17 protein-coding genes are annotated in these 21,740 nt (G+C 72.5%); 5 read left to right on the top strand and 12 right to left on the bottom strand.

The features are described from left to right. Positions 1 to 8: 8 nt before the first annotated feature. From SMD20_RS03310 to SMD20_RS03290, 5 genes are all read right to left on the bottom strand, one after another. Positions 9 to 827: a carbohydrate ABC transporter permease gene (locus tag SMD20_RS03310; RefSeq protein ID WP_329574682.1), complete on the bottom strand. Its 819-nt coding sequence runs from the start codon at positions 825 to 827 to the stop codon at positions 9 to 11. Continuing rightward, complete coding sequence (locus SMD20_RS03305; RefSeq protein WP_329574680.1) at positions 824 to 1,738, bottom strand: carbohydrate ABC transporter permease; 915 nt, start codon at positions 1,736 to 1,738, stop codon at positions 824 to 826. The genes SMD20_RS03310 and SMD20_RS03305 overlap by 4 nt, the downstream gene beginning before the upstream one ends. Continuing rightward, on the bottom strand, positions 1,735 to 2,796 hold the full coding sequence (locus SMD20_RS03300) for a LacI family DNA-binding transcriptional regulator (RefSeq protein WP_329574678.1): 1,062 nt from the start codon (positions 2,794 to 2,796) through the stop codon (positions 1,735 to 1,737). Before SMD20_RS03300 ends, SMD20_RS03305 begins: the two co-directional genes overlap by 4 nt. A gap of 841 nt (positions 2,797 to 3,637) precedes the next feature. Continuing rightward, positions 3,638 to 4,210 carry a PadR family transcriptional regulator gene (locus SMD20_RS03295; protein WP_329574676.1) on the bottom strand — a complete coding sequence of 191 codons (573 nt, stop codon included), beginning with the start codon at positions 4,208 to 4,210 and terminating at the stop codon, positions 3,638 to 3,640. 39 nt (positions 4,211 to 4,249) lie between these two features. Next, positions 4,250 to 5,488, bottom strand: coding sequence for an MFS transporter (locus tag SMD20_RS03290; RefSeq protein WP_329574674.1), 1,239 nt, complete (start codon positions 5,486 to 5,488; stop codon positions 4,250 to 4,252). Positions 5,489 to 5,610: 122 nt separating this feature from the next. Here SMD20_RS03290 and SMD20_RS03285 point away from each other — a divergent pair, with 122 nt between their 5' ends. Beyond that, positions 5,611 to 6,792 carry an ROK family transcriptional regulator gene (locus tag SMD20_RS03285; RefSeq protein WP_329574673.1) on the top strand — a complete coding sequence of 394 codons (1,182 nt, stop codon included), beginning with the start codon at positions 5,611 to 5,613 and terminating at the stop codon, positions 6,790 to 6,792. A gap of 619 nt (positions 6,793 to 7,411) precedes the next feature. Continuing rightward, positions 7,412 to 7,717: an integration host factor, actinobacterial type gene (mihF, locus tag SMD20_RS03280; protein ID WP_020547234.1), complete on the top strand. Its 306-nt coding sequence runs from the start codon at positions 7,412 to 7,414 to the stop codon at positions 7,715 to 7,717. Between the two features lie 149 nt (positions 7,718 to 7,866). On the opposite strand, the gene SMD20_RS03275 is transcribed toward mihF, so the two are convergent. Next, entirely contained in the window at positions 7,867 to 8,514 is a 648-nt protein-coding gene (locus SMD20_RS03275; RefSeq protein WP_091082631.1) for a response regulator transcription factor, read from the bottom strand. Then, positions 8,505 to 9,752, bottom strand: coding sequence for a sensor histidine kinase (locus SMD20_RS03270; protein ID WP_329574669.1), 1,248 nt, complete (start codon positions 9,750 to 9,752; stop codon positions 8,505 to 8,507). Before SMD20_RS03270 ends, SMD20_RS03275 begins: the two co-directional genes overlap by 10 nt. A gap of 185 nt (positions 9,753 to 9,937) precedes the next feature. Between SMD20_RS03270 and SMD20_RS03265 the strand changes: the two genes are divergently transcribed. The 3 genes from SMD20_RS03265 to SMD20_RS03255 all read left to right on the top strand — a co-directional run bounded on the left by SMD20_RS03265 (position 9,938) and on the right by SMD20_RS03255 (position 14,485). Next, entirely contained in the window at positions 9,938 to 11,221 is a 1,284-nt protein-coding gene (locus SMD20_RS03265) for an acyltransferase family protein (RefSeq protein WP_329574667.1), read from the top strand. A 69-nt stretch (positions 11,222 to 11,290) separates the two neighbouring features. Then, entirely contained in the window at positions 11,291 to 13,798 is a 2,508-nt protein-coding gene (locus tag SMD20_RS03260) for a DEAD/DEAH box helicase (protein ID WP_329592409.1), read from the top strand. A 192-nt stretch (positions 13,799 to 13,990) separates the two neighbouring features. Continuing rightward, complete coding sequence (locus tag SMD20_RS03255) at positions 13,991 to 14,485, top strand: DUF2087 domain-containing protein (RefSeq protein ID WP_329574666.1); 495 nt, start codon at positions 13,991 to 13,993, stop codon at positions 14,483 to 14,485. Here the strand turns inward: SMD20_RS03255 and SMD20_RS03250 are convergent. Genes SMD20_RS03250 through SMD20_RS03230 form a run of 5 tightly spaced genes read right to left on the bottom strand, consistent with a single transcriptional unit; the run spans position 14,470 to position 21,736 of the window. Further along, positions 14,470 to 16,077, bottom strand: a complete 1,608-nt coding sequence (locus SMD20_RS03250) for a beta-N-acetylhexosaminidase (RefSeq protein WP_329574664.1) — start codon at positions 16,075 to 16,077, stop codon at positions 14,470 to 14,472. The genes SMD20_RS03255 and SMD20_RS03250 overlap by 16 nt on opposite strands. 14 nt (positions 16,078 to 16,091) lie before the next feature. After that, positions 16,092 to 18,035 (bottom strand): NPCBM/NEW2 domain-containing protein, encoded by a 1,944-nt coding sequence (locus SMD20_RS03245; protein ID WP_329574662.1) that lies wholly within the window; start codon positions 18,033 to 18,035, stop codon positions 16,092 to 16,094. A gap of 12 nt (positions 18,036 to 18,047) precedes the next feature. Continuing rightward, entirely contained in the window at positions 18,048 to 19,592 is a 1,545-nt protein-coding gene (locus tag SMD20_RS03240) for an alkaline phosphatase D family protein (RefSeq protein WP_329574660.1), read from the bottom strand. A gap of 9 nt (positions 19,593 to 19,601) precedes the next feature. Beyond that, positions 19,602 to 20,900 carry an ABC transporter substrate-binding protein gene (locus tag SMD20_RS03235; protein ID WP_329574659.1) on the bottom strand — a complete coding sequence of 433 codons (1,299 nt, stop codon included), beginning with the start codon at positions 20,898 to 20,900 and terminating at the stop codon, positions 19,602 to 19,604. Positions 20,901 to 20,926: 26 nt separating this feature from the next. After that, on the bottom strand, positions 20,927 to 21,736 hold the full coding sequence (locus tag SMD20_RS03230) for a carbohydrate ABC transporter permease (protein WP_329574658.1): 810 nt from the start codon (positions 21,734 to 21,736) through the stop codon (positions 20,927 to 20,929). Positions 21,737 to 21,740 lie beyond the last annotated feature (4 nt).

Here is a 21,740-nt window from a genome sequence, read left to right as displayed (position 1 = left end):
TGAGCCTCCTAGCCCTTCACGGCGCCGGCCATCAGGCCGGACTTCAGTCGCCGCTGGATGATTGAGAAGAAGATCAAGCTCGGGATCGTCGCCATGAGCGACGCCGCGGCCAGCGGGCCGAGCCTGGCCACCCCCTCGGGGCCGGTGAAGCGCACCAGCGTGAGGGGAAGCGTCATGACATCGGGGTTCTGCAGGATGACGAGGGCGAACATGAACTCGTTCCACGACGAGATGAACGCGAACAGCAGCGTGGCCACCACGCCCGGCGCGAGCAGCGGCGCGACGACCGAGACGATCGAGCGCAGCCGGCTCGCCCCGTCCACGGAGGCGGCCTCCTCCAGCTCACGCGGCACCGCGCGGACGTAGCCCTGCAGCATCCACAACGCGAACGGCAGCGTGAACGTCACATGCACGACCACCAGGCCGGGCAGCGTGTTCACCAGGTCCAGGTCCCGCAGGATCATGAAGAGCGGGATGATGATCAGGATGAACGGGAACACCTGGCTGACCAGCACCCAGCCGATCGCGATCTTGTTGACCAGGCCTCGGTAACGGGCCATCGCGTAGGCGGCCGGCAACGAGATCAGCACCGTGACGACGCTGGCGGCCAGCGCCACGCCGAGGCTGCGCACCGCCGCGCCCACCAGGTCCTGCTCGCCGAAGGCGTCGCTGAAGTTGGACAGCGTCGGCTCGCGCGGGATCCACGTGGGATCGGCCAGCGCCATCTCCTGCGGCGTCTTCAGCGCCGTCGACAGCAGCCAGAGCAGCGGGAAGGCCAAGAAGACGACGTACGCGGCGAGCGCGGCGTACTGCGAGAAGCGTCTCATCGGGTCTCCCTCATCTGGCGCCACAGGTACAGCCCCAGCACCGCGAGCACCACGATCGCCATGGCCAGGCCGAGCATCGAGGCGTAGCCGGCGAAGCGGTAGCGGAACGCCTCCTCGTAGGCGAACAGCATGGGCAGCCGCGTCTGGCCGCCCGGCCCGCCCTGGGTGAGCACGTAGACCAGGCCGAACTGGTTGATGTTCCACACGAAGTCGAGCGAGGTGATCGCCACGATCACCGGGCGGAGCTGCGGCAGCGTGATGTTCCAGAAGCGCCGCCAGCGGCTCGCGCCGTCCACCTCGCCGGCCTCGTACAGCTCGCGCGGGATGCCCTGGAGGCCGGCCAGCAGCACGACCGTGGTCTGCGGCATGCCGGTCCAGACGCCGACCACGATGATCGCCGGCAGCGCGAGCGAGAAGTCGGCCAGCCAGTTGATGTGCGTGCCGAGCAGGGCGTTGAGCACGCCGGCGTCCGGGTGGTAGACGAGCTTCCACATCAGGCCGATGACGACCGGGGGCATCGCCCACGGCACCACGGCCAGCACCCGGGCCACGCCGCGGAAGCGCAGGTTCTCGTTGAGCAGCAGCGCCAGGCCGAGCGCGGCCAGGAACTGCAGCACGGTCACCGAGACGGACCAGATCGCGCCGATCCTGAAGGAGGACCAGAAGTCCTCGGCGGTCAGCAGCTCGGTCAGGTTCTCCAGGCCGACGAAGCTCGTCTCGTGGTTACGGGTGTTGCGGGCGTCGGTGAAGGCGAGCGCGATGCCGTACAGCAGCGGGCCGACGCTGAACAGCAGCACCGGCACCAGCGCGGGCAGCATGAGCAGCCACATCTCGCGGGTCTGGCGGGACACGCCGCGGGGGCGGGCGTGCGGCCGGCGCGGCGGCGCGGGCCTGGTCGCGGTGGCGGTCACGCGCCGCTCCCCTCAGCGCCGCTCCCCTCAGCGCCGCTCCCCTCAGCGCCGTGTCCCTCGCCCGCCGTGGAGGCGCGCACCACGAGCCGGGGCGGGACGGTGACCCGCCGGGGCTCGCGCTCGCCGCCGTTCAGCCGTTCGAGCAGCAGCTCGGCGGCGACCCGGCCGCGCTCGGCCGAGCCGAGCGAGACGCTGGTGAGCGAGGGCCAGGAGGCGGCGGCGAGGTCGGTGTCGTCCATGCCGGCCACGGCCACGTCCTCCGGCACCCGGCGGCCCGCGTCGCGCAGCACGTCGAGCGCGCCGAGCGCGATGAGGTCGTTGGCGCACATGAGCGCGTCCACGTCGGGGCGGCGGGCCAGCAGCTCGGCGACCGCGCGCCGGCCCTCGGGGCGGTAGAAGTCGGCGATCTGCACCAGGTCCTCGTCGTAGGGCAGGCCGACCGCCTCCAGCGCCTCCCGGTAGCCGGCCCCGCGGGCGGCGCCGGGCACGGTGTCGAGCGGACCGTTGACCATGGCGATGCGGCGGCGGCCGAGCGCGTGCAGGTGGTCGATCGCGAGCCGGACGCCGGTGCGGGAGTCGGCCCGTACGTTGTCCACGGGCGTGCCCTCGGGGACCTGGCCGATGATCACGACCGGCGCGCGGGCGGCGGCCAGCGTCTCCAGATGGGCGTCGGTGACCCGCAGGGGGCTCATGATGAGGCCGTCCACGTACCGCTCGCCGAGGCTGCGCAGCACGTCGATCTCGTCGGCGGCGACGGCGTCGGTGGAGTGCAGCACGAGCCGGTAGCCGGCGGCCTTCAGCACGGGCTGGATCTCGCGCAGCATCGCCAGGTAGGCGGGGTTGCCGACGTCGGCCATGGCGAAGGCGACCTGATGGGTGCGGCGGGACTTGAGCGACCTGGCCACGGCGTTGCGCACGTAGCCCAGCTCGTCGGCGGCCGCCATCACCTTGCGCACCGTCTCCTGCCTGGTCGGCAGGCCGTTCAGCACCCGCGAGACGGAGGCGATCGAGACACCGGCGCGCGCGGCGATCGTGTTGATCGTGGGTCCGTCGGCCAAGGTAGTCCTTCCATCGGTGTAAACGTTTACGATCTTGCTGCTGTAAACGTTTACGGCGTGGGGGACATGAAACCCGTACGTAACCTGCAGGTCAAGTCACGATCGAATAACACCAGGTCAGAGGGGTGAAACGCAAACGGGGGGCCGGCCCGGCGACCGGCCGCGCCCGGAGCTCAGCGACCGGCCCCTCTCCGCAGGGCCAGGGCGGCCGTGGCGGCGAAGGCCAGGGCCGCGCACCCGATCTGGGCGAGTGCCGTGGCGGCGGGCACCGACGGCAGGTCCCCGAGGTCGCCCAGGGCCGCCGCCGGCAGGAACAGCACCAGCGCCGCCCGCCGCCCCGCGGACGACCCGCACGCCCACCCCGCCGCCAGCCCGACCACGACCAGCCAGGGCACGGGCTTCCAGGTCACGACGTCATGATGGGCGGCCACGTCCACCCAGCGCACGATCGCCTTGCTCATGGTCAGCCCCGCGACGGCGAGCGGCCCCCACAGCAGGAACGCGCGCCAGGGGACGACCGCGATCGCGCGGTGCGCCGCGGGCACGAAGGCGATGGCCACGGCCGCGAGCTGGGCCAGCAGGACCGGGCCGTGGTTCGGGAACAGCAGCGCGTCCAACTCCAGGAGGCGGGGATGGCCGGCCTGGTACAGCACGAACGCGACCACGCCCAGCACCGCGATCCACCGGCGGCCGAGCAGCACGGCCAGCGCCGGCAGAGCCGCGGCGACGATCGGCTCGGCCATGAGCAGGATCCAGAACGGCCGCGCCACCGCGGCGACCCCCACGTTGCCCACGCTCTCGGCCGTGTGGAGCAGCCCGGTCGCCAGCGCGCCGGCCAGCATCAGCAACGGCCACAGCGCCACGGCGAGCGCCGGCCCGCCGCGCCAGGCCGGCGCGGAGAGCGGGCCGAAGGCCCGCCGCCCGTGGACGCGCAGCGCGCCCCGTAACAGGTCGGCCACGTCGGCCGGACGGGGACGGGTCTGGCCGGGCCGCGCCTCCGCGAGGAGCACGCCGAGCATCTCCTCCTCGTGCCGCGCCCGGTGGTCGCGCGGGTAGGCGGCGAGGAGGCGGCGGTAACGGGTTTCGAGCGAGCTCCCGCCCCGATCGCGCGCAGGCGCGCCGTGGCCGCCCTGGCGTGCCTGCGCATCCGCTCGGCCTCCGCCGCCAGCCTCGCGGCGCCGTCGCCGGTCAGCCGGTAGTAGCGGCGCACCCGGCCGTCGACGATCTCCTCCCGGTCCTCGGCGATCAGGCCCTCCTCCTGGAGGCGGTCGAACGCGGCGTACAGGGTGCCGGCGCGCAGCCGGACCTGGCCTTCCGAGATGCGTTCCACGTCGGTGATGACGCCGTACCCGTGCTGGGGACCGGCGGCCAGCGCGGTCAGGATCAGGAAGGTCGGCTCCTGCATCTGTCGCATGTGATCAATATATACCGATGATCTACATATTCGAGGGCGTCAGTCCCGGGCGGGCTCGGGGAGCGGCGCGGCGGACGCCGGGGGCGAGGCGCGCAGGAGGGAGCGCATGGCCGGGACTCCGGCGAGAGAGACCACGGCGGCCAGCGCCGCGGGGATGATCAGCGCGACCGGCAGCGAGGCCACGTCGGCCACGTAGCCCAGCACGCCGGGCCCGATCAGCATGCCGCTGTAGCCGAAGGCGGTGACCATGGCGAGCGCCCGCCCGACCCGCTCCCCGGCCGCGCCGACGGCGCTGAACAGCACCGGCACCACGGTCGCGAGCCCCACGCCGGCCAGCGCCCAGCCGCTCCACGCGCACGCCACCCGCAGGGCTTCCGGGGCGAGCGGGGAGAGCAGGACGAGCCCGTAGCCGGCGGTGGCGAGCAGCCCGGCGAGCTGGATCGTGCGCACCGAACCGAGCCTGGCCCGGATCGGGTCGCCCAGCAGCCGCACGGTGGTCATCGCGACGGAGAAGATCGTGTACGCCAGCGGCGCCGCCGCCGGGTCGGTGCCGAGGACCCAGCGGGCGTGCAGCGCGGCCCAGTCGATGGCCGCCCCCTCGCTCAGGTGGCCGGCGAAGGCGGCGAGACCGAGCAGCGCGATGAGCCCCCACGTGAGCGAGCCGCCGGTCCCGCCCTTCGCCTCGCCGGGGGCCGCCTCGGGGCTCGCCGGGACGGACGGCAGCAGCAGCCGCGCCGCCGGCAGGTACAGCAGCGCCACGACCACGGCCGCGACGACCAGCACGAGCTGCGGGTCCACCCCGACCCGCAGGAACAGCGCGGTCAGCGCGCCGCCGGCGGCCCCGCCGAGGCTCCACGTGCCGTGGAAGGCCGAGATGATCGGCCGCCCGTAGGCGCGCTCGACCTCGACCGAATGGGCGTTCATGGCGACCTCGCAGGCGCCGAGCCCGATCCCGAACACCACCGCGAGCGCCGCCAGCGTCGCGTACGACGGGGCCAGCGCGGGCCCGAGCAGCGTCAGCGCGGACAGGGGTCCGGCCACCCAGCAGACGCGGCGGCTGCCGAACCGGTCGACGAGCGGCCCTGCGGCCAGCATCGACACCAGCGCGCCGCCCGAGATCAGCAGCAGGACGGTGCCGAGCAGGCCCGCGCCGAGATCGAGCCGTTCGTCGAGCGAGGGCAGCCCGGCCGCCCACAGTCCCATCACGAATCCGGCGAAGACGAAGAATCCGAAAACTCCGATGCGAGCGCGCCTGGCGTCAATGAGGCTTTTGTTCACGCCTAGAGCATAAACTGTCCCCGTCAGCGAAGCCACAGGCGAACGGAGCCAGGCGTGAACGGAGCCACGACGTGAACCGGGCGACGGCATGAACGGGGCAACGGTGTGAACGGGACGACGGCGTGAACGGGGCGACGACGAGCGGTGAGCTGCGCGCGCACAACCGGGCCCGGCTGCTGCGGGCCGTGCACGAGGGCGGGGCCGCCCTCACCCGCTCCCAGCTCACCCGCGACCTGGGCCTGGCCCGTGGGACCGCGTCCGTGCTGGTCGCGGGGCTGGTGGAGGACGAGCTGCTGCACGAGGAGCCCGCCAGGGAGCAGGGCAGGGGCCGCCCCACCCAGGTGCCGGGACCACATCCGCGCGGCCCCGTGGCGCTGGCCGCCGACGTGCGCGAGGACGCCTGGGAGCTGGCGGCCTGCGAGCTGGGCGGCCGGGTCACGGTGCTCGCCGTACGGCCGCACGACGGCACCCCGGAGGGCGCTCTCGGCACCCTCGGCGAGGCCCTGGCCGCCGAGCGGGCGCGGCTCGGGCACCGCGTCGTCGGGGTGGGCGTGGCCCTGGCCGGCCCGGTCCGCCACGGCGGCCTCGTCGACATCGCCCACCTGTCCTGGCACGCCGTCAACGTCCCCCGCCTCCTCACCCACCTACCCGCCGGGGCCGGGGGGCCGGGGGTGCCGTTGTTCGTGGGGAACGACACCGCGTTCGCGGCGCTGGCGGAGGCGCGGCGGGGCCGGTTGCGGGGCGTGCGGGTGGGGTTGCACCTGCACGTGGACTTCGACCTGGGCGGCGTGCTGGTCGTGGACGGCCGCCCGCTCGGCGGCGCCGCGGGCTCCGGCGCGGAGTTCGGCCACATGCCGCTCACCGGCGGCGAGCGCCCCTGCCCGTGCGGCGCGCTCGGCTGCTGGAGCACGGAGGTCGGCGCGAACGCCCTCCTGCGCCACGCCGGCCTGGCCCACGGCGGCGGACGGGGCCGCGAGCAGGCCGAGCGGGTGCTGGCGACGAGCAGGCAGGCGGTGGCCGCCGGCGCCCGCGCCCTGGGCCGCGGCATCGCCGCCCTGGTGAACGCGCACGACCCCGAGGCCGTCACGCTCTCGGGTCACGGCGTCGAGCTGTACGAGCGGGCGGGCGAGACGTTGCGGGCGGCGGCGGAGCCGTACCTGATGGCGATCCGCCGCGAGACCCCGCCCCGCATCGAGGGCTCGGCCCTGGGCTGGCGCGGCGCGCTCCTCGGCGCGATGGAGTCGGTCTTCGACGCCTTCCTGACGCCGGAAGGACTCGGCGGGTGGCGCGGAAGCCCACCCTGACCAGGCCCGCGACACGCCCGATCCGCCGAATGTGATGAATTCCACGTCAAAGGCGGAAAAGACGCCGTAGGGCCTGCCGCGAGACCCCCGCCAGGTGATCTTGCAGAGGCGGGGCGCAGCCGGAGACGGCCGGGGAGCGGAACAATCATGGTCCAGGCTCCGGCCGTCGCCGATCACGCCGCCGCTCCCCCGCCACCGGGCAGGAGGCCGCGCTCACCCCCGCCGCTCCCCGCCGGGCCGGGCCGGCCGCACCAACGGCCACGTCTCCGCAGGTCATCGGGGTTCTGCCGGCCCCCGGGCAGGTCCCGGAGACGGACATGGCCCCCCGCCTCGCCGCCGCGTTCCGCGACTTCCCCGCCCCCGCATCGGCAGGTGAGCCCGGCAGGCCCGCGCGAGGCCGGCGCCGGCCGGGTACGGGCGGCGCCGGGCAAGATCGTGTGACAGGCGGCCGGGCGGCCGGAGCAGCCGCCCGCAGCCCCCTCCTGAGCGACGACACAGGCCGAAGATGGCGCTGAGCGGGAGCTTTCCGCAAACAAGAACCCCCGGCATCCGCCATGATTAGCCACTGCACCACGGGTAACAAAGACCCGAACCCAAACTCCCCGAGGAGAGAACAGAGATGGCACTTCCCACTCTCACCCCCGAGCAGCGGCAGGCGGCTCTGGCGAAGGCCGCCGAAGCCCGCGCCGCCCGTACGGCCCTGCTGGCCAAGGTCAAGGCCGGCGAGCTGACCTTCTCCCAGCTCCTGGAGCGTGACGACGACATCGCGAAGAAGATCAAGGTCTCGCAGGCCCTGCGGGCCGTCAAGGGCGTCGGCCCGGCCAAGGCCACCGCGCTCATGGAGGAGGCGGGCGTCGACGAGAAGCGCCGTCTCGGCGGTCTGGGCGCCCAGCAGCGCAAGAAGCTGGTCGAGGCGCTCGGCTAGGTAGGGCGGCCAGGTCCGCGCGGGGCGTCGCGCGGACCGGCCATTGACCCTTCGACCAGGTCACGGAGGGGCCGGAAGAGCGGCGAGCCGCCCCGCTCTTCACCGGCGGGCCAGGCGAGGGGCCGAGGGATCGGAGACGGGCACGCCTCTCAGGAGCGCAAGTAGGCCAGGACGGCGAGCACCCGGCGATGCTGGTCGGCGTCCTCCGCGTAGAGGCCGAGCTTGCTGAAGATGCTCCTGATGTGCTTCTCCACCGCCCCGTCGCTGATGACGAGCTGCCGCCCGATGGCCGGATTCGACTTCCCCTCGGCCATCAGCCCGAGCACCTCGCGCTCACGGGGCGTGAGCTGCGCGAGCGGGTCGTCCTTGCGTCTGCGTACCATCAACTGGGACACCACCTGTGGATCGAACACGGTCCCGCCCGCGGCGACCCGCCGCAGACCCTCCAGAAACTCGTCCACGTCGACGACCCGGTCCTTCAGCAGGTAGCCGACCGCGCCACGGGCGTCGGCCAGCAGGTCGTCGGCATAGGAGACCTCGACGTACTGCGACAGGATGAGCACGGGCGCGCCCGGCACCCTGCGTCGTGCCTCGACCGCCGCCCGCAGCCCCTCGTCGGTGAACGACGGCGGCATCCGCACGTCGACGACCGACACGTCGGGCTTGTGCTCGGCGATCGCCTCGACCAGCGTGTCGCCGTCCCCGACGGTGGCGACCACCTCGAAGCCGAACTCCTCCAGCAGTCTGACCAGGCCCTCCCTGATCAGAACCGCGTCATCGGCCACGACTACCCGCACGGCACCTCCGCCACGATCAACGTCGGCCCGCCGTCCGGCGACTGTACGGTCAGCTCCCCGTCGACGGCGCGGAGCCGGTCGGCCAGCCCGGCGAGACCGTGTCCCTTGGCGACGTTCGCGCCGCCGACCCCATCATCCCCGATCGTGAGCATGAGGGCGTCGCCGAGGCGCTGGAGCTGGATCGTGCAGACGGTGGCGCGGCTGTGCTTGGCCACGTTGGTGAGGCTTTCCGCGCAGACGAAGTAGAGGGCGTTCTCGATGGCCGCCGGGTAGCGCTCGACGACCTGCACGTCGAGGTCCACGGGCAGGGTGGCGCGCCCGGCGAGGGCGGCGAGGGCGGGCGCGAGTCCCCGGTCGGACAGGATGGGCGGGGCGATGCCGCGCGAGAGCGCGCGCAGTTCGTCCAGCGTCTCGCGGGTGGCGGAGATCGCGGACGTGATCGTGGCCGAGGCCGCCTCCGGGTCCCTGGCGAGCTGGCGCTGGGCCCGCGACAGCTCCATGGCCAGCGAGACCAGCCGCTGCTGCGGCCCGTCGTGGATGTCGCGCTCCAGCTTGCGCAGGGCGTTCGCCTCGGCGGAGACGGCGGCGGCGCGGCCCTCGGTGAGGTCGCTGATGCGCTCCTGCAGCTCGGCCACGCCGGTCAGCAGCGCCCGGCCGAGCGAGGCCCGCAGCAGCGCGGCGCCGCGTACGAGGACCGGCGTGAGCATCGCGAAGGCCAGGCCGAGCACGAGGTAGAAGGCGGAGTTGACGAGGTAGCCGTCGCCGAGGCCGAGCAGTTCGGGCAGCTCGACGTTGCCGGGGATGTTCGAGGTGACGATCCCGTAGATCGGGTACGTCAGCGCGGCCAGCGGCACCGCCCAGGCCACCACGGTCAGCACGAACGACACGATCGCGAACGGGAAGTTGATCACCCCGTGCAGCAGGTCGAGCCAGGACTGCCCGCTGGTGAGCGGGTTGACCACGCGGCGGAAGCGGCCCGCGCCGGCCGGGGCGGGCTTGTACCGGGGCCGCACCGGCGGCCGGTCGAGCACGTCGGACAGCCAGCCGCGCTCCGCGTCGGCGAAACCACGCGCCATCATCAGCGTGCCGGCCAGCAGCGGCACGCCCACCCACACGACCGCGGTGCCGACGCCGGCCGCGAAGCCGGTGATCATGAGGCAGAAGCCGATGACGGCCGTGGGGAAGCCGACGAACGTGTAGCGGGTGTCAAGAAGGACACGCCTCATCAGGGAGCGCATGACCATCACGCTAGAACCTCCGCACGGACGTGACGAGCAGGCGGTCCGGTGTGAGGGGGTAGGGCTGCCCCTACCCCCGGCAGTGGTGTGATCGCGACCCGGGAACGGCGGCTCGCGGCAATGTGCCGGACCGGTCCGCGGCGGGAGCCTTGAGCCAACGGCTCCCCCCTGAATCGAGGCTCCTCATGACCGTCCTGCTGGACCGCCCGGCCGCCCCCGCCGCGCCACCGCGCCCGTCCGCGGACGCCCCCAAGAGTGCTTCCAAAGGGCGGGACCCGTTCGTCGATCTGCTGCGGGTGCTCGGCATGGCGCTGATCGTGTTCCAGCACTGGACGATCCCCGTGCTGTCGTACGACGGCGCGCGGCTGACCACGGGCAACGCGCTGGCCACGCCCGGCGTGTGGGTGGTGACGTGGCTCAGCCAGGTGATGCCGCTGGTGTTCTTCGCGGGGGGCGCGGCGAACGCGATCGGCTTCGCCCGCTCCCGCGAGGGGACGCCGCGCTGGCTGGCGGTGCGGCTGCGGCGGCTGGCCTGGCCGCTGCTGCCGCTGGCGGCGGTGTGGATCCCGCTCCCCCAGGTGCTGCTCTCGCTCGGCGTGCCCGAGCAGCCGCTCCGGGTCGGGGCGCAGCTCACGGGCCAGCTCCTGTGGTTCCTCGCGGTCTACCTCATCGCGGTGGTGGCCACCCCGTACGCGCTGCGCCTGCACGCCCGCTTCGGCGCGGCGGTGCCGGCGGCGCTGGCGGCCGGGGCGGTGCTCACGGACGTCGTACGCTTCACGACCGGCATCGACGCCATCGGCTACCTGAACGTGGTGTTCGTCTGGCTGGCGGTGCACCAGCTCGGCTTCTTCTACGCCGAGGGGCGGCTGCGCCGGCCGTGGGCGCTCGCGGCGGGCGGGTTCGGCGCGGCGGCGCTGCTGGTGGCCTTCGGGCCCTACCCGGGCAGCATGATCGGCCTGCCCGGCGCCGAGGTGTCGAACATGGCCCCGCCCACGCTCGCCATGCTGGCCGTGGGCCTCGGGCAGATCGGGCTGGCGGTGCTGCTGCGTCCGGCGCTGGTCCGGCTGCCGCTCGGCCGGGTGCTGGCGTGGGCGAGCCCGCGGATCATGACGGTGTACCTGTGGCACATGCCGGCGCTGTTCGCGGTCACGGGCGTGGTCGTGGTGCTGCTGCGGGTGGACACCCCGGCGCCGGGGGGCGCGTTCTGGCTGGCGGGCTGGCCGCTCTGGTTCGGGCTGCTGTGCCTGGTGATGTGGCCGCTGACGCGGATCTTCGCCCGGTTCGAGACGCCGCCCGCGCTGCCGTACGGCACCGCCGGCATGCGCGCGACGACGGCCGCGGCGGCGCTGGTCGGGGCCGGGGTGCTGACGCTGACCTGCGTCGGCTTCGCGCCGGGCCCGTGGGCGTTCCTGGCGATGCTGGCGATCCTCGGCGGGCTGCTCGTGACCGTGCCGCGGACCCGCTCGTAGCGCTGCGAGGGCCCCTGGTTGACCCGAGATGGCGGGGACCGGTTCGAGCACCGGGCAAACTTCGGCAGGATAGGTGGTGTGAGCCTACTCGTGGACCGCCTGCCAGAAGAGATCGACGCCGAGCCGGACGCCATCTTCGACGCGTTCGCCGCCTGGAACACCGAACGCGGGCTCACCCTCTATGCGGCCCAGGAAGAGGCGCTCATCGAGGTCGTCTCGGGCAGCAACCTCATCCTGGCCACGCCGACCGGCTCGGGGAAGTCGCTCGTGGCCGCCGGAGCCCATTTCACGGCCCTGACCCGCGACCAGCGCACCTTCTACACCGCGCCGATCAAGGCGCTGGTGTCGGAGAAGTTCTTCGACCTGTGCGCCGTCTTCGGCACCGAGAACGTCGGCATGATGACCGGCGACGCCAGCGTCAACCCGGGCGCCCCGATCATCTGCTGCACCGCCGAGATCCTGGCCAACGTGGCGCTGCGCGACGGCGCGCGGGCCGACATCGGCCAGGTCGTCATGGACGAGTTCCACTTCTACGCCGAGCCCGACCGCGGCTGGGCCTGGCAGGTGCCGCTGCTGGAGCTGCCGCACGTGCAGTTCGTGCTGATGTCGGCGACGCTCGGCGACGTCACGATGTTCGAGCGCGACCTCACCCGGCGCACCGGCCGGCCGACGGCCGTGGTCAAGCACGCCGAGCGGCCGGTCCCGCTGATCTACTCCTACCGGATGACGCCGCTGCACGAGACGCTGGAGGAGATGCTCTCCACCGGCCAGGCGCCGGTCTACGTCGTGCACTTCACGCAGGCCGCGGCCATGGAGCGGGCCCAGTCGCTGATGTCGATCAACATGGCGACGAAGGCCGAGAAGGAGGCCATCGCCGCGATGATCGGCGGCTTCCGCTTCACCACCCGCTTCGGCCGGGCGCTGTCACGGCTGGTCCGCCACGGCATCGGCGTGCACCACGCGGGCATGCTGCCGAAATACCGCCGCCTGGTCGAACGCCTGGCGCAGGCGGGCCTGCTCAAGGTCATCTGCGGCACCGACACCCTCGGCGTCGGCGTCAACGTCCCGATCCGCACGGTGCTGTTCACCGCGCTGTCGAAGTACGACGGCAACAAGGTCCGCAGGCTGCGCGCCCGCGAGTTCCACCAGATCGCCGGCCGGGCCGGCCGGGCGGGCTTCGACACCATCGGCTACGTCGCCTGCCAGGCCCCCGAGCACGAGATCGACAACGCCCGCGCCCTCGCCAAGATCGGCGACGATCCCAAGCGGCGGCGCGGCTACGCCCGCAAGAAGCCGCCGGAGGGGTTCGTCGGCTGGAGCGAGGAGACCTTCCAGAAGCTGCAGGAGGCCGAGCCCGAGCCGCTCCAGTCGCGTTTCAAGGTCACCAACGCGATGCTGCTGGCCGTCATCAACCGGCCGGGCGACTGCTTCCAGGCGATGAAGCACCTGCTGACCGACAACCACGAGGACCGCAAGTGGCAGCGCCGGCACATCAGCCAGGCCATCGCCATCTACCGGTCGCTGCTCGCGGGCGGCATCGTCGAGCAGTTCGCCGAGCCGGACGAGCAGGGCCGCCGGGCCCGGCTCACCATCGAGCTGCAGGAGGACTTCGCGCTCAACCAGGCGCTGTCGACGTTCGCGCTGGCGGCCTTCGACCTGCTGGACCGCGAGTCGCCGTCGTACGCGCTGGACCTGGTCTCGATCGTCGAGTCGATCCTCGACGACCCGCGCCAGATCCTGTCGGCGCAGCTCAAGAAGGCGAAGGGCGAGGCCGTCGCGCAGATGAAGGCCGACGGCATCGAGTACGAAGAGCGCATGGAGCGGCTCACCGAGGTCATGTACCCGATGCCGCTGGAGGACCTGCTGCTCGGCGCGTACGAGACCTACCGGCGCGGCCATCCGTGGGTCGCCGACCACACGGTGAGCCCGAAGTCGGTGGTGCGCGACATGTTCGAGCGCGCGATGACCTTCGGCGACTACATCCAGTTCTACGAGCTGGCCCGCTCCGAGGGCACGGTGCTGCGTTACCTCGCCGACGCCTACCGCACGCTGTCGCGCACGGTGCCCGAGCATCTCAAGACCGACGACCTGATCGACCTCATCGAGTGGCTGGGCGAGCTGGTCCGGCAGGTCGACTCCTCGCTCATCGACGAGTGGGAGAAGCTGGCCAACCCGGCCGAGGCGCTGGAGCGGCAGCAGGAGCTGGAGGCGAGGGTGCGGCCGGTCACCGGCAACCCGAGGGCCTTCAGGGTGCTGGTCCGCAACGCCATGTTCCGGCTGGTCGAGCTGTGCGCGCTGGAGAAGGAGGAGGAGCTGGCGGAGCTGGCTCCCGACGTCGACTGGGGCGCGGCGCTGGACGCCTACTACGCCGACCACGAGGAGATCGGCACCGACGCCGACGCGCGCGGGCCCGCGCTGCTGCGCATCGAGGAGGAGCAGGGGCTCTGGAAGGTGCGCCAGACGATCAAGGATCCGGCGGGCGACGGAGACTGGGGCATCGACGCCCAGGTGGACCTCGCCGCCTCCGACGAGGAGGGCCGGGCCGTGCTGCACGTGCAGGGGCTCAACCGGCTGTAGGGAGATGACAAGCCGTGTGCCGGAACGGACTGGCAAGGGCGTCCCGGCACACGCCTGTCGATTCAGTGTCCGACGCGGGACGTAGGGGTCGTGTCATGACACTGTCTTAAGATCGTGACATTTCCCAACCACTCGGGTCGGGTCCTTCGCGGTCCCGAAAAATGACTGGCGCCCATGGGCAAAATAGATCAAATGAGTGACGAAGAGATCAGACGCGTCCTCGGGCTGCTCTCCCAGGACGACACCTTGCGCGCCTTCGCCTCCCTGGTGCTCGGCGAGAGCGACGGGCTGCCGCCGAAGACGCTGCACAAGCTGGAGGCGGGCGGGCTGGCCGCGCGCGACGAGAGCGGCAAGTGGCGGGCGGCGCCCGAACGGTTCAGAGAGCTGCTGCGGGCCCAGGCCGAGCCCGCCGAGGCGCTGAGCGACGAGGAGCGGGTGCTGCGCACGTTCCTGGTCGACGGGCGGCTGACGACCCTGGCGATGCGCCGCGACAAGAGGCTGGTCGTGCTGCGGTACATCGCCCTGGTCTTCGAGCCGGGCAGGCGTTACGCGGAGAAGGACGTCAACGTGGCGCTGCGGGCCTTCCACGACGACTACGCGGCCCTGCGCCGCTACCTGGTGGACGAGGCGCTGCTGTCACGGGAGGGCAACGTCTACTGGCGCAGCGGCGGTCACGTCGAGATCTGAGGCAGGTTCGCGGTCCACGCCGCGAGCTTGGCCCGCCACCGCTCGGCGTCCTCGGGACGGCCGGGCACGCCGGGCCGCCGCTGCCAGGGCAACGGCCCGTCCGCCCGCCGGTACTCCACGCCGATCGCGTCCAGCCGGGGCAGGTGGGCGGCCAGCCGCTCCCTGAAGTGCGCGAGGTCGCGCCCCTCCGGGCTCCACACGGTCTCGGCGAAGGCCGCGAGCCGCGGGAAGGCCATGTAGTCCACGCGGCGGGCGGAGTCGATCAGCTCGGTCCACACGCCGCACTGCGCGCCGAGCACGCGGCCGGCGGCGGGCCGGCCGCGCAGCGCCTCGGGCACGGGCTCGAAGGTGTAGACGTCCTCCAGCGTCAGCACGGGGCCGAACGGCACCGGCTCCTCCTCCCCCTCCGCCTGCCGGTAGTCCAGGTAGAGGCTGGTGTTGGCGCAGTTGACGACGTCGTGGCCGCGTTCGGCGGCGATCACCGCGCCGAGGTCGCCCCGCCAGGACGCGACCACCGCGCCGGGGGGCGGGCCGCCCTCCAGGATCTCGTCCCAGCCGACCAGGCGGCGGCCCCGGGCGCTCAGCCACTCGTCGAAGCGGTGGACGATCCAGCTCTGCAGCTCCTCCTCGTCGCGCAGCCCCAGCTCCCGCATGCGGCGGCGCGCCGACGGGCTCTCCCGCCACTGGTCCTTGCGGCACTCGTCGCCGCCGATGGACACGTACGGGCCGGGGAACAGCTCCAGCACCTCCTCCAGCACCTCCTGGAAGAAGGCGATGGTGGACTCCTCGGCGTTGAGCACGTTCACGCCGACGCCCCAGGTGGTGCGCACCTCCAGGGGCGTGCCGAGGTTGCCCAGCTCCGGGTAGGCGGCGATGGCGGCCTGGGTGTGGCCGGGCAGGTCGATCTCGGGGACGACCATGATGTGCCGCCGGGCGGCGTAGGCGACGATCTCCCTGATGTCGTCCTGGGTGTAGTAGCCGCCGTGCGGGCGGCCGTCCATGGCGCCGTTCCAGCCGCTCTGGCTCTCCCCGCGCCAGGAGCCGGCCTCGGTGAGCCGGGGGTGGCGGCGGATCTCGACGCGCCAGCCCTGGTCGTCGGTGAGGTGCAGGTGGAGCACGTTCAGCTTGTGCAGGGCCAGCAGGTCGATGAAGCGCAGCACCTCGTGCTTGGTCATGAAGTGCCGGGCGACGTCGAGCAGGCAGCCGCGCCAGGCAAAGCGGGGGGCGTCCTCGACGTACGCGCCGGGCGCCTCGAAGGGCCCGGCGGCGGCCCGCCGGAAGGCGGCGGGCGGCAGGAGCTGCCGGAAGGTCTGCGCCCCGTAGAAGGCCCCGGCGGGGCCGCCCGCCACGATCTCGGCCTCCCCCGGGCCGACGGTCAGCCGGTAGCCCTCCGGCGGCAGGTCGCCGAGGCCGAGCCTGATCGTTCCCGAGCCCGGCCCCGGCAGCAGCTCGCCGCCCGTGACGGGGGCGAGCTCGCCGCGCAGCCAGGCGGCCGGCCCGGCCAGCGCCGGATCGGCGGTGAGCGAGGTCCGGCCGTCGAGGATGAACGGGCCCGGCCTGGGCTCGTACGTGACGGGCTTGGGAACGATCATGAACAGGTGACTCCCTACTCGCAGGTGATGACGGCGTCGGCGAAGTCGACGTGGTCGGAGGTGGCGTTGTCGCCGCCGTTGGTCGCGACCAGCCGGACGTGGCGGGCGCCGGTGACGTCCGCGGTGACCGCGCGGGCCGGCATGGCGCCGGTCAGCAGGCCGGAATAGGCGACCCGGCCGCCGTCGGCCCAGACCTCGAACCCGGCGGAGCCGGCCGCGCCCACCTCGTCGTCGATCCCGGCCTGGAACGACACGGACGTGCAGCGCCCGCCGGTGTAGAACTCGATGTCGGCGGGCGCGTGCGCGCCGAGTCCCTTGGCGAAGCGCACGCCCTCGATGGTGAGCGGGCGGCCGTCGCCCGCGGCGCGCTCGCCGTTGCTCATGTCCTTCTCGACCGGCCCGAAGTGGTTGGCGGCCCGGGTCCAGGCGAGGTCGCTGAGGTAGGTGCGGCCCGCCCCGGGGCCGGTGGCGACGGCCACGACGGCGGTGGCGCGCTGCCCTGCCGCCTCGAAGGCAAGCTCGTACGTGCCGGGCGCGGTCCCCTCCGGCGGGGTGACCGCCCAGGTGACGGTGAAGGCGTCGCCGCCGTCGAGCCGGCCGGTCCTGACCGGGGTGCGGGCGGCGATCTTCCAGCCCTGCGGCCCGGAGGCGGTCACCTCGACGTCGCGCAGCCGCGCGGTGGCCCCGGTGTTGGTGACGCGGGTGACGATCTCGCCCGTCCTGCCGGGCTCCAGCGTGGTGGGCCGGTCGTCGCCGAGGACCTTCGCCGGGTCCGCCTCGAACGTCACCAGCGGCGGCGCGGAATCGTTGCGGGCGCTGACCCGGTAGAGCAGGGCGGCGTGCGCGGGCACCTGGGCCGCCAGCGCGCCCGTCGTGGTCGCGACCGCGCCGGTCCACAGCTCCTCGACGCGGAAGCGGCCGGAGCCGAGCGACCAGGAGATGGTGGCGGCCCGGTCGCTCTCGTTGAACAGCGCGACCGCCCGGTCGCCGCCCGCGAGCGGCTTGGCCAGCACGTGGTACCAGCCGTCGCTCTTGACGAGGCGGCCGTGCGCGCCCAGCTCGTCCTGGTCCACGGCGATCACGTCGGGGTCGGCGACGATCGCGGGCGGCGCGGCGGCCGGGTCGGCCTGCAGGACGAGCGGGGCCGCGCCCATGGCCCAGAGCGTGAACTGGGTGCGGTACTCGGTGTCGGTCATGCCGCCGCGGCCCGCCTGGACGAGGTCGGGGTCGGCGTAGCTGCCGCCGCCCGCGTACTCGGCTCTGAGCTGGTTGGTCTCCCAGATGTCGACCATGTTCGGGTAGGCGTCCGGGATGGGCCGGTTGTAGACGTTGGTGCGCCAGGTGGTGGCCTTGGCGTCCTTGCCCCACAGCCATGGGACGGTGCTGCCGTCCTCGTTGTTCATGGCGAACACGACGCCGTCGCCCAGGGCCTCGCGCATGCGCGGGTAGAGGGTCTGGGCGATCTGCTGGACGTTCTGGCCGGGGAAGTCGGCGGTGGGGATGTTGCACCAGGCGTACGTGACGTGGTCCACCCCCCACTCCTTGAGCCGGGCGGCGTCGGCGGCCTCGTTCTTGTACGAGCCGGGGCCCCCGCCGGCGCACGCCTTGGTGCCCGCCGACAGGGAGAGGCCCAGTTTCAGCCCCTTGGCGTGCAGGCCGGCGGCCAGGGCGGCGATGCCGGCGGGGAAGCGGGCCGGGTCGGGGACGAGGGCGCCGCCGGATCGCTGCGGGGCGAGCCAGCAGTCGTCGATGATGACGTACCGGTAGCCGAGCGGGGCGAGGGGCGCGAGGGCGTCGGCCGCCTTGAGCACCGCCGCCTCGGTGACCGCGCAGCCGAGCGTGCGGCTGCTCCAGCCCATCGGCGGGCGGACGGCCTCGGCGGCGCCGGCGGCGCTCGATAACGGGACGAGGGGCAGGGCGAGGAGGGCCGTCGCGGCGACGGCCGTGAAGGTGCGCATGGGGGGTTCCTGTCAGGCGGGGTTGAGCTGGGGGCGGCCCGGCTCGATGACGAAGGAGCCGGAGGTGTAGGCCGGGGCGTACGGCTCGGTGACCCGGGACACGGAGCGGAAGTCGACCTTCATCTCCTGCTGGGTGATCCGGGTGCGGACGTAGCCGCGGCGGCCGTTGAAGAACTTCACGTGCGGGTTCTCCGCCAGCAGGTTCTGCGTGTCGGGGTACTCGTCCAGGCCGTTGCCGGCGCTGGTGACCGAGGTAGTGACCAGCTCGACGGCGACGGACTTCGACTCGGGGTCGGCGTAGTCGCGCTTGACCTCGCCCGCCCAGTGGGAGTGCACGTCTCCGGTGAGGACGACGGCGTTGCGGCGGTAGGCGTCGATGGCGGAGGTCAGCCGGTTGCGGGAGGCGACGTAGCCGTCCCAGCCCTCGTTGGAGTAGCCCTTGCCCGCGCCGTTCGTCCAGTCCATCTCCATGAAGAAGACCTGCTGGCCGAGCAGGTCCCAGGTGGCGCGCGAGTCCTTGAGCCGCGCGTCGAGCCACGCCTCCTGCTCCTGGCCGAGGATGGTCCTGTTGGGCTCGAACCGCTCCAGGCAGTCGGCGCCGACGGTGCCGCTCCTGCCGGTGCAGGCGTACAGGTCGCGGTACTGCCGGGTGTCGAGCAGGTGCAGGTTGGCCACCTCGCCCCAGCGGATGCTGCGGTGCAGCCGCAGCGAGGACCCGTTGGGCTTCTGGGCCCGGCGCAGCGGCATGTTCTCGTAGTACGCCTGGAAGGCGTCGGCCCGCCGCTTCAGGAACGGCGGGTCCGGCTGCTCGGGCACGTCACCCGCCCAGGCGTTCTCGATGTCGTGGTCGTCCCACACGACAACCCAGGGCGCGATCGCGTGGGCGAGCTGCGACTCCGGGTCGGCCTTGTGCTGGGCGTGGCGCAGCCGGTAGCCGGCCAGGTCGAGGCATTCGCCGCCGGCCTGGTCGCGTACGGGGTACTTGTAGTCGCCGTACTCGTAGATGTAGTCGCCGAGGAAGGCGATGAGGTCGGGCTGGTCCTCGGCCATCCGCCGGTACGGCGTGAACCAGCCGGTCTGGTAGTCGGCGCACGAGGTGAACGACAGGTTGAGCGCGCGGCCGCGGCTGTTCGGGGCGGGGGCGGTCAGCGTGCGGCCGGCCGGGCTGATCTCGCCCTCGGCGCGGAAGCGGTAGAAGTACTCCGCGCCGGGGTCGAGGCCGTCGAGCTCGACGTGCACGCTGTGGGCGGCCTCGGGGCGGGCGACCTCGGTGCCGCGGCGTACGACGCGGCGGAAGCCCTCGTCCTTGGCCAGCTCCCACTGGACGGGCACGGCCCGGCCCGGCATGCCGCCGAGCCCGTCGAGCGCCACCGGGTCCATGGCGAGGCGCGTCCACAGGACCACGCCGTCAGAGGTGGGCTCGCCGGAGGCGATCCCGAGCTGGAAGGGGTCGGAGAGAGGGGCACGGCGGGCCGCCGCGCGCACGGGTTGGACGCCCAGTGCGGCGGTCAGGCCCAGGCTCGCGCCCCCGGCGAACAGAGAACGCCGGGTGATCATGGGGGATCCTTACTCGACGGTGGCGTTGCCTTCTGCGACAGCCTGGTCGGCGGCCTGTTGCGGAGAGAGTTTTCCGAGGTACATCTCGTTGAACAGCTGGTTAAGCTTCGTCTCGAAGCCGGTGAAGCCGGTGGTGATCGGCAGCGGGAAGGTGGTGCCCGCCGCCTCCTCCACGAACGGCGAGACGTCCACCTTCTTCGACTTCCAGTAGTCCACGTAGCCCTGCGACAGGCCGTCGAGCGCGGGGAAGGCGTAGCCACCGTCGGCCATGATCTTCTGCGCCTCCGCCGTGCCGAGATACTGCGCCAGCTTCATGGCCTCCTGCGGGTGCTCGCTCTTGGCGTAGACGGCCTCGGCCAGGCCGTTGAGGTTGACCGCGCGCCCGGCCGGGCCCTCGGGCATGAGGGCGACGCCGAGCTCGAACGTCGCCTCGGGCGCCACGAACGGCAGCAGCGCGTTGTTGGCGGGGAACATCGCGACCTCGCCGGCCTTGAACATGTCGGTGACCTTGCCGGTGGGCGGGTTCGTCCGGGTCGCGGGCGGCGAGACGTGGTGCTTGTTGACCAGGTCCACGCCGAACTGCAGCGCCTGGACGGCGGCCGGCTCGTTGAAGGCGTACTTGCCGAAGGGCTGGTCGACGAGCTTGCCGCCGTTGGAGACGACCCAGTTCATCCACTGGGTCTGGTAGTGGTTCCAGGAGGCGAAGCCGTACGTCTTGACCTTGGCGGGGTCGAAGCCGGACTCGCCGGGGTGCTTGCCGGCCTCGTCCACGGTGAGCTTGCGGGCCGTGTCGAGCAGCGTGCCGCTGCCGTCGGCGGCCCAGGTGAGCTTGTCCGGCATCTCCACGCCCGCCTTGGCGAACAGGTCCTTGTTGTAGAGCAGGCCGACGGTGCCCCAGTCCTTCGGGACGCCGTACAGCTTGTCCTGGTAGGTGAAGGAGCCGACGACGGTCTTGTGGTACTTGGCGGCGTCCACCTGCACCGGGGCGAGCACGCCCTTGGTGACGAACTCCGGGAACTGGGTGGGCGTCATCCAGAACACGTCCGGCGCGGTGCCGGCGACCACGTCCGCGGTGAGCTTGGTCCAGTACTGGTCGTAGGGCAGGAGCTCGACGGTGACGTCGATGCCGGGATTGGCCTTCTCGAAGGCCGCCATGACCTGGTCGTAGCCGGCCTTCTGCTGCTCGTCCCAGAGCCGGTAGGTCAGGCTGACCTTGCCGGAGTCCCCTGAGGAGGAGCAGGCGGGCAGGACGAGCATGGCGGCGCCGAGCAGCGCCCCGGCCCAGCGAATCCGGGGGGTTGGCATCATTCGCTGACCTCTTCTTGTTCGGGTTCTCATTTGAGGCCGGTGAGGACCACCGACCTGACGATGTGTTTCTGGAAGAAGATGAAGACGGCCACCATCGGCACCAGGGCGATCAGGCTGCCGGCCATCATGAGGTGGTAGTCGACGCCGATGCCGGACTTGAGCGTGGCGATGGCGACGGTGATCACGCGGGTGTCGTCGCCGCTGGTGATGATCAGCGGCCACAGGAAGCTGTTCCACGACGAGATGACGGTGATGATGGCGAGCGTGCCGAGCGCGGGCCGGCACAGCGGCAGCAGCACGCGCAGCAGGATCGTCATCAGCCCCGCCCCGTCGATGCGGGCCGCCTCCTCCAGCCCGGCGGGCAGGCTCTTGAAGAACTGCCGCATCAGGAAGATCCCGTACGGGGTGCCGAGGATGTAGGGGGCGAGCAGGCCGTACCAGGTGTTGACCAGGCCCAGCTCCCGCATGATGAGGAAGAGCGGGATCATGGTGACGGCGCTCGGCACCATCATGGTGGCCACGTACAGCCAGAACAGCACGTCCCTGCCGCGGAAGCGCAGCCGGGCGAAGGCGTAGGCGGCGAACGTGGTGAACACCAGCTGCCCGGCCGTCAGCAGCGCCGTCATCACCGCCGTGTTGAGCACGTAGCGGGGGAAGTCGCCGGCCAGCATCGTGGCGAGGTTGCCCGTCGTCGGCGGCAGCCCCGGCAGCCACGGCTCGGTCGAGCTGAGCTGCGCCTGCGTCTTGAACGCGGTCAGCACCACCAGCAGGTACGGGAACACCGACACGAAAGCGCCGATCGTGAGCACGGCGTACAGGAGGACGCGCTTGGCCATGACT

Source organism: Nonomuraea sp. LP-02 (genome assembly GCF_036289125.1).
Taxonomy (GTDB): Bacteria; Actinomycetota; Actinomycetes; order Streptosporangiales; family Streptosporangiaceae; genus Nonomuraea; species Nonomuraea bangladeshensis.
The sequence above is the reverse complement of the archived record's forward strand: the minus strand, read 5'-3'. Positions and strand labels throughout refer to the sequence as shown.